This window comes from Cesiribacter sp. SM1, assembly GCF_020178975.1.
In the GTDB taxonomy this organism is placed as follows: Bacteria; Bacteroidota; Bacteroidia; order Cytophagales; family Cyclobacteriaceae; genus Cesiribacter.
Genome location: NZ_JAHXBU010000022.1, coordinates 1 through 1,603 on the forward strand (window position 1 = coordinate 1; position 1,603 = coordinate 1,603).

Annotated in this window: 2 protein-coding genes; both read right to left on the reverse strand. The window is 56.0% G+C overall.

The annotated features are described in order from the left end of the window. Nucleotides 1-713 (reverse strand): transketolase family protein (locus tag KWJ01_RS03900; RefSeq protein WP_224995116.1); only part of this gene is annotated, 713 nt, incomplete at its 3' end. Between the two features lie 95 nt (nucleotides 714-808). Continuing rightward, on the reverse strand, nucleotides 809-1,603 hold a 795-nt coding region (locus tag KWJ01_RS03905), incomplete at its 5' end, for a transketolase (RefSeq protein WP_224995117.1).

Below are 1,603 nucleotides of genomic sequence, written 5' to 3' on the forward strand. Positions count from 1 at the left end.
GCCTCCACATCCAGGGGCTTGATGGTGTGGATGTTGATGATCTCTGCATCTATGCCCATCTCTGCCAGCTGCTCCCCTGCCTGTATGGCCTCCCACACCAGGTGACCGGTGGCAAAGATAGATACGTCTGCTCCTTCGTTCACCATCCAGGCTTTGCCGATGATAAACTCCTGGTCGGGGGCTGTGAAGATGGGCACCACTGGTCTGCCGAACCTTAGGTACACCGGCCCCACATGCTCTGCGATGGCAATGGTCGCTGCTTTGGTCTGGTTGTAGTCACAGGGGTTGATCACCGTCATGCCCGGCAGCATCTTCATCAGCCCGATGTCCTCCAGGATCTGGTGGGTGGCCCCGTCTTCTCCCAGTGTTAAGCCTGCATGCGAGGCACAGATCTTCACGTTCTTATCCGAGTAGGCAATGCTCTGGCGGATCTGGTCATAGACCCTGCCGGTGGAGAAGTTGGCAAAGGTGCCCGTGTAGGGAATCTTGCCTCCGATGGTTAAGCCTGCCGCTATGCCCATCATGTTGGCCTCGGCAATGCCGATCTGGAAAAACCGCCGGGGGAATTCCTTGATGAAGTCTGCCATCTTCAAAGAGCCCACCAGGTCTGCACACAGGGCTACTACATTTTCGTTCTTTCTGCCCACTTCCAGAAGGCCTGCGCCAAAACCGGAACGGGTGTCTTTCTTATCTGTATAGGTGTATTTCTTCATGTTTGTTAGAGTCAGGAACCAGGAGCCAGGAGTCAGGATGAAAACCAAAGCCGTAGCTGGTCTTGACTCCTGATTCCTGACTCCTAGTTCATTGGTTAATAATCCTGCATCGTCTCTTCCAGCTGATCCAGGGCCTTTTGCAGCTGTTCATCATTAGGCGCCACACCATGCCACTTGTGGGAGCCGCTCATGAAGTCTACGCCATGGCCCATGTTGGTCTGCATCAGGATCATGATGGGCTTTGCCTTGTGGGCTTTGCTCTTGGCCAGATCCAGCACCCGTACCACATCCTGCATGTCGTTGCCGTTCATCTCCAGCACCTCCCAGCCAAAGGCTTCCCACTTGGCCCGAAGGCTGCCCAGCCCCAGCACCTGGTCTACGGGTCCGTCTATCTGCTGGCCGTTCACATCAATGGTGGAGATCAGGTTGTCTACCTTGTTGTGAGGCGCAAACATGGCTGCTTCCCAGATCTGTCCCTCCTGCAGCTCGCCATCGCCATGCAGGGAAAAAACAAGGCTCCTGTCGCCGTTGAGCTTCTTGGAGAGTGCTGCCCCAATGGCTACAGAAAGGCCCTGGCCCAGCGAACCAGAGGCGATGCGCACCCCCGGCAGCCCTTCATGGGTGGTGGGGTGACCCTGCAGCCTGGAATCCAGCTTGCGGAAGCTGGCCAGCTCTTCTTTAGGAAAATAGCCCGAGCGCGCCAGCACGCTGTACCATACAGGTGAGATGTGGCCGTTGGAGAGAAAGAACAAATCCTCCCCCACACCATCCATGCTGAACCGGGGGTTGTGGGTAAGCTCCCTAAAGTAAAGGGCTACTAAAAAATCTGTACAACCCAATGAGCCGCCAGGGTGCCCCGACTGCGCACTATGCACCATCCGCACAATATC